General features: G+C 53.9%; 3 rRNA genes. All 3 read right to left on the bottom strand.

Annotation, left to right across the window (positions count from 1 at the left end):
* Nucleotides 1–63: 63 nt before the first annotated feature.
* The 3 genes from rrf to ACIOTN_RS17970 all read right to left on the bottom strand — a co-directional run bounded on the left by rrf (nt 64) and on the right by ACIOTN_RS17970 (nt 5,595).
* Nucleotides 64–180 (bottom strand): 5S ribosomal RNA (gene rrf, locus ACIOTN_RS17960).
* A gap of 158 nt (nt 181–338) precedes the next feature.
* A 23S ribosomal RNA gene (locus ACIOTN_RS17965) occupies nt 339–3,471 on the bottom strand.
* A 598-nt stretch (nt 3,472–4,069) separates the two neighbouring features.
* Nucleotides 4,070–5,595 (bottom strand): 16S ribosomal RNA (locus ACIOTN_RS17970).
* The 16S, 23S and 5S rRNA genes sit together here, the layout of an rRNA operon.
* Nucleotides 5,596–5,784 lie beyond the last annotated feature (189 nt).

The raw sequence follows: 5,784 nt of genomic DNA on the forward strand, positions 1-5,784 counted from the left end.
GTTAAACAGGTGAGGCCCCGGCACCAAACGGTACCAGGGCCTCAAACCATCTACTCAAGTTAAGTCCGGCGGTGACCTACTCTCCCACACCCTCACGAGTGCAGTACCATCGGCGCAGTGGGCCTTAGCTTCCGGGTTCGGTATGGGACCGGGCGTTTCCCCCACGCTATGACCGCCGTAACAATCACGAAGCACACAAACCAAAACGTTTCCTGGTCAGTGTTTTCCGGTGCTACAAAGTCTTGTATCCGTATTTGCTGGTTAGAGGTTGTTGTCTCGTAACCGCATAGTGAACGCGAACAGCATTGAAATCATCAGTTCAAATATTGTTTTATTGTGTGTTGAAAGTCATCGGCCTATTAGTACAGGTCAGCTACACAAGTCTTTAGTCCTTGCTTCCACATCCTGCCTATCAACCCAGTGGTCTAGCTGGGGGCCTCTCACACTCAAGGTGCATGGAAATCTCATCTCGAAGCAGGCTTCCCGCTTAGATGCTTTCAGCGGTTATCCCTTCCAAACGTAGCTAATCAGCGATGCACTTGGCAGTACAACTGACACACCAGAGGTTCGTCCGTCCCGGTCCTCTCGTACTAAGGACAGCCCTTCTCAAATTTCCAACGCGCGCAGCGGATAGGGACCGAACTGTCTCACGACGTTCTAAACCCAGCTCGCGTACCGCTTTAATGGGCGAACAGCCCAACCCTTGGGACCTACTCCAGCCCCAGGATGCGACGAGCCGACATCGAGGTGCCAAACCATGCCGTCGATATGGACTCTTGGGCAAGATCAGCCTGTTATCCCCGAGGTACCTTTTATCCGTTGAGCGACGGCCCTTCCACGAGGTGCCGCCGGATCACTAGTCCCGACTTTCGTCCCTGCTCGAGCTGTCACTCTCACAGTCAAGCTCCCTTGTGCACTTACACTCGACACCTGATTGCCAACCAGGCTGAGGGAACCTTTGGGCGCCTCCGTTACATTTTAGGAGGCAACCGCCCCAGTTAAACTACCCATCAGGCACTGTCCCTGAACCAGATCATGGTCCGAAGTTAGGTGACCGGTACAGCCAGAGTGGTATTTCAACGATGACTCCACCTGAACTAGCGTCCAAGCTTCACAGTCTCCCACCTATCCTACACAAGCTGCACCGAACACCAATACCAAACTATAGTAAAGGTCTCGGGGTCTTTCCGTCCTGCTGCGCGTAACGAGCATCTTTACTCGTACTGCAATTTCGCCGAGTTCATGGTTGAGACAGCGGGGAAGTCGTTACTCCATTCGTGCAGGTCGGAACTTACCCGACAAGGAATTTCGCTACCTTAGGATGGTTATAGTTACCACCGCCGTTTACTGGGGCTTAAATTCTCAGCTTCGCATTACTGCTAACCAGTCCTCTTAACCTTCCAGCACCGGGCAGGAGTCAGTCCGTATACATCGTCTTGCGACTTCGCACGGACCTGTGTTTTTAGTAAACAGTCGCTTCCCCCTGGTCTCTGCGGCCCACACCCGCATCAGAGAAGCAAGTTCTCATCACGGGGCAGGCCCCCCTTCTTCCGAAGTTACGGGGGCATTTTGCCGAGTTCCTTAACCATGATTCTCTCGATCGCCTTAGTATTCTCTACCTGATCACCTGTGTCGGTTTGGGGTACGGGCGGACTTGGACCTCGCGCCGATGCTTTTCTAGGCAGCATAGGATCACCGAATCACCCCGAAAACGGGGCGCCTATCAGGTCTCAGAATATATGAGCGGCGGATTTGCCAACCACTCTTCCTACACCCTTGGACCAGGTCAATTCCATTGCCTGGCTCGGCTACCTTCCTGCGTCACACCTGTTAATACGCTGACCTCACTGCATCGGTTCCCACCACATCAACCAGCAAGATACCCGAAGGCACCAACAGCTAGCGTCAATCATGGTTAGCATCCACAGCTCAGTATGGGCGGTCCTTCGCCGGTACGGGAATATCAACCCGTTGTCCATCGACTACGCCTGTCGGCCTCGCCTTAGGTCCCGACTAACCCAGGGCAGATTAGCTTAACCCTGGAACCCTTGATCATTCGGCGGACGGGTTTCTCACCCGTCATTCGCTACTCATGCCTGCATTCTCACTCGTGTGGCCTCCACCGCTGGTTTACACCGCGACTTCACCGTCCACACGACGCTCCCCTACCCATCCAAACACCCAATCGAAACCAGGTTAATATTTGAATGACGCAACTTCGGCGGTGTGCTTGAGCCCCGCTACATTATCGGCGCGGAATCACTTGACCAGTGAGCTATTACGCACTCTTTCAAGGGTGGCTGCTTCTAAGCCAACCTCCTGGTTGTCACAGCAACTCCACATCCTTTTCCACTTAGCACACGCTTAGGGGCCTTAGTTGGCGTTCTGGGCTGTTTCCCTCTCGACTATGAAGCTTATCCCCCACAGTCTCACTGCTGCGCTCTCACTTGCCGGCATTCGGAGTTTGGCTAAGGTCAGTAACCTTGTAGGGCCCATCGCCTATCCAGTAGCTCTACCTCCAGCAAGAAACACGCAACGCTGCACCTAAATGCATTTCGGGGAGAACCAGCTATCACGAAGTTTGATTGGCCTTTCACCCCTACCCACAGCTCATCCCCTCCATTTTCAACTGAAGTGGGTTCGGTCCTCCACACGCTCTTACACGCGCTTCAACCTGGCCATGGGTAGATCACTTCGCTTCGGGTCTAGATCACGCCACTCAAACGCCCTATTCAGACTCGCTTTCGCTACGGCTTCCCCACACGGGTTAACCTCGCGACGTAACACTAACTCGCAGGCTCATTCTTCAAAAGGCACGCCATCACCAGGGAACAAGTCCCCAGCTCTAACGGATTGTAAGCGCACGGTTTCAGGTACTATTTCACTCCCCTCCCGGGGTACTTTTCACCATTCCCTCACGGTACTGATTCACTATCGGTCATCAAGTAGTATTCAGGCTTACCAGGTGGTCCTGGCAGATTCACACAAGGTTTCACGGGCCCCGTGCTACTCGGGTATCAACACTAGAACGGCAGACACGCATTACACCTACGGGACTATCACCCTCTATGGTCCGGCATTCCAACCGATTCACCTATACGCCTGCACCTCATCCCACCAGCAAGATAGCGCTGGTACATGCCGACCCCACAACCCCGGTGATGCAACGCCTATCCGCTATCACACACCAACCGGTTTAGCCCCATCCGCGTTCGCTCGCCACTACTAACGGAATCACTGTTGTTTTCTCTTCCTGCGGGTACTGAGATGTTTCACTTCCCCGCGTTCCCTCCACACAGCCTATACATTCAGCTGCAGGTCACACCACATAACATGGTGCGGGGTTCCCCCATTCGGAAATCCTGGTCTCAACGTCCGGTTATCGACTCCACCAGGCTTATCGCAGATTCCCACGTCCTTCATCGGCTCTTGATGCCAAGGCATCCACCGTGCGCCCTTAAAAACTTCAACACAACATCAAAGTCAAAAGATATGAGCAATAAAACAATCTAACAAAATCACGCAGACAAGACTCCAACACCAGGCAATCCAAGGAAAAGGACTACCCAGCTCATCTCATCTGCAAGATGCTCGCGTTCACTATACAGTTCCCAAACAACAACCCCGCACCCCCGCAACAACACCCCAAAACCAACACCAGCCAAAGGCCAGCATCAATCCAACAGGACATCCTTGCAGCAAACACAGGACAAACACCGAAACACCAAGAACCCCTCACCCAAGCGAACACCACCAGGACCCTCCCCACAGGAAGAACCCCGGCAACCATTCACCAGGAAAGGAGGCTTGTTGCCTCAAAACCCAACAGCATGCCAAACCATACAAACCACACAACACCCACACACCGCATTCCAGCACCGCAAGAAGAAAACCCCTCGCAATGCGTACTAGCAGATGCCCAAGCACCACGCGGCCACAGCCAATACCCCGCACCAGCATCAGCCAGCACGTTTTCCGGTATTGAGTCCATTGATATTCCACCCATGAGCAACCCACCCGGACAACACTCGTGTCCAGCATGGGCAACCAATAATGGTTAGCTCCTTAGAAAGGAGGTGATCCAGCCGCACCTTCCGGTACGGCTACCTTGTTACGACTTAGTCCCAATCGCCAGTCCCACCTTCGACGACTCCCCCCACACAAGGTGGTTAGGCCATCGGCTTCGGGTGTTACCAACTTTCGTGACTTGACGGGCGGTGTGTACAAGGCCCGGGAACGTATTCACCGCAGCGTTGCTGATCTGCGATTACTAGCGACTCCGACTTCATGGGGTCGAGTTGCAGACCCCAATCCGAACTGAGACCGGCTTTTAGGGATTAGCTCCACCTCACAGTATCGCAACCCATTGTACCGGCCATTGTAGCATGCGTGAAGCCCAAGACATAAGGGGCATGATGATTTGACGTCATCCCCACCTTCCTCCGAGTTGACCCCGGCAGTCTCCCATGAGTCCCCACCTTTACGTGCTGGCAACATGGAACGAGGGTTGCGCTCGTTGCGGGACTTAACCCAACATCTCACGACACGAGCTGACGACAACCATGCACCACCTGTGAACCAGCCCCGAAGGGAAACCCCATCTCTGAGGCGGTCTGGCACATGTCAAGCCTTGGTAAGGTTCTTCGCGTTGCATCGAATTAATCCGCATGCTCCGCCGCTTGTGCGGGCCCCCGTCAATTCCTTTGAGTTTTAGCCTTGCGGCCGTACTCCCCAGGCGGGGCACTTAATGCGTTAGCTACGGCGCGGAAAACGTGGAATGTCCCCCACACCTAGTGCCCAACGTTTACGGCATGGACTACCAGGGTATCTAATCCTGTTCGCTCCCCATGCTTTCGCTCCTCAGCGTCAGTAAATGCCCAGAGACCTGCCTTCGCCATCGGTGTTCCTCCTGATATCTGCGCATTTCACCGCTACACCAGGAATTCCAGTCTCCCCTACATCACTCTAGTCTGCCCGTACCCACCGCAGATCCGAGGTTGAGCCTCGGACTTTCACGGCAGACGCGACAAACCGCCTACGAGCTCTTTACGCCCAATAAATCCGGATAACGCTTGCGCCCTACGTATTACCGCGGCTGCTGGCACGTAGTTAGCCGGCGCTTCTTCTGCAGGTACCGTCACTTTCGCTTCTTCCCTACTGAAAGAGGTTTACAACCCGAAGGCCGTCATCCCTCACGCGGCGTCGCTGCATCAGGCTTTCGCCCATTGTGCAATATTCCCCACTGCTGCCTCCCGTAGGAGTCTGGGCCGTGTCTCAGTCCCAGTGTGGCCGGTCACCCTCTCAGGCCGGCTACCCGTCGTCGCCTTGGTGAGCCATTACCTCACCAACAAGCTGATAGGCCGCGAGTCCATCCCCCACCGATAAATCTTTCCACCAACAACCATGCGGTCAAAGGTAATATCCGGTATTAGACCCAGTTTCCCGGGCTTATCCCAGAGTCGGGGGCAGGTTACTCACGTGTTACTCACCCGTTCGCCACTAATCCACCCAGCAAGCTGGGCTTCATCGTTCGACTTGCATGTGTTAAGCACGCCGCCAGCGTTCATCCTGAGCCAGGATCAAACTCTCCATAAAAAAATAAAAAGCCACCGGCAACCCCTTGGAAAATAAGGGCGAAGCCAATGAAGTCCTGGCGAATAATAAAACACTCAAGAACACTGCACGGGGGTGCAATGCCTCAAGCAAATGTTATGTATTCACCAAATAAAAATATTCGGTATCAACAAACTTGGCACACTATTGAGTTCTCAAACAACAAACACT

It is taken from the genome of Glutamicibacter sp. NPDC087661 (genome assembly GCF_044743275.1).
Lineage (GTDB): Bacteria > Actinomycetota > Actinomycetes > Actinomycetales > Micrococcaceae > Glutamicibacter.